The organism is Streptomyces sp. H39-S7, from assembly GCF_027158205.1.
Classification (GTDB): Bacteria; Actinomycetota; Actinomycetes; order Streptomycetales; family Streptomycetaceae; genus Actinacidiphila.
This window is the reverse complement of the sequence record NZ_JAPVLU010000140.1, coordinates 1-1,117: the sequence shown is the minus strand read 5'-3', so window position 1 is coordinate 1,117 and position 1,117 is coordinate 1. Positions and strand designations below refer to the sequence as shown.

General features: G+C 67.7%; 1 protein-coding gene. It reads right to left on the bottom strand.

Annotation, left to right across the window (positions count from 1 at the left end; translation table 11 throughout):
• Window positions 1-855, bottom strand: an 855-nt coding sequence (locus O3X23_RS43865; RefSeq protein ID WP_269281007.1) for an ISAs1 family transposase, incomplete at its 3' end; no start/stop codon positions are given.
• Between the last annotated feature and the right edge of the window lie 262 nt (window positions 856-1,117).

The window sequence follows — 1,117 nt, the reverse complement described above, 5'->3', positions numbered from 1 at the left end:
GGGGGGGGTGGCGTCGAAGATGCTCAGGCTGGTGATCAGATAGACGCGCTCGATGGCCAGCTTCCCGGTGCTCAAGTCGCTTCGCCACCCCACCACTTGGATCGCCTGCCGGGCGCCCGGGGTAATCCAGGTGGCTGAACGCGGCGACCTTGAGTCGGCGGATCTCGTCGCGGTGGTGGGCGTGGTCGCGGGTGCGGTGCCCGAGCGGGTGTCCCGCCAGGGCAGCTTCCTGACCTGGGCGTACAGGCCCGGATGGTTCTTCTTCACCACAGCCACGTAGTGAGCGCCGCGGCCGGTCAGGTAGGCCCCGTGATCATGCTGGGTATGCAGGGCATCGACGGTCACCACCGCGTTCCGCAGATCCAGGCCGTTCAGCAGGGGCGCGAAGGAGGGGATCTCGTTGCTCTTCGAGGCGACCTGCCGCTGAGCCAGGACCACGCCGTAGTGGTCCATCGCCGCCAGCAACTGAATCGCCGTGACGGTCCTGGTCCGCGTACCGCGTACCACCTTGCCGTCGACCGCGATCACCCGCCGCACCGGCCCCGCCTTCATCTCCGGCTCAGCCGGTGGTGGCGTTCTGGCCTGCAGAAACGCGCCGATCGCCGCGTCCAGCGCATCACCGTCCACGCGCTGCAGCAGGCGGCGCACCGTTGCGGCGTGCGGCACCGCCCTTAGGCCGCTGAGTGGATCGGCCGCGAAACCAAGGACACCCAGCGCATGCTGCCGGGCATCCGTGATCCACTCGCTGATCGCGATGAGCGAGCGGGCCCCGGTCAGCACCGCCGAGACGGCCGCACACAGCAACGCGACCGCCGGATACCGCAGTCCCCGCACATCACGGGGATCGGCGACCAGGATCAGGAAACGCCGCAGGTCAACGACAGCGCTTCAGGTGAGGGAATCAGTTGTGGAGCCCAGTTGCTCCAGCACGGAAGGGATGGGCGATGATGTTCGGGCAGGCACGGTCTCGCTCGGTTCTCATGGGTCTCGACAACCACATGATCACCAGCACCGTGCCAGCTCTGCTCTCCGGGGTCCCTTGCCCCGCAACGGACATGACGCCACGTCACTCACGAGACCGGCGAACCGGACCAATCCCAACCACGCAATGCCCCTG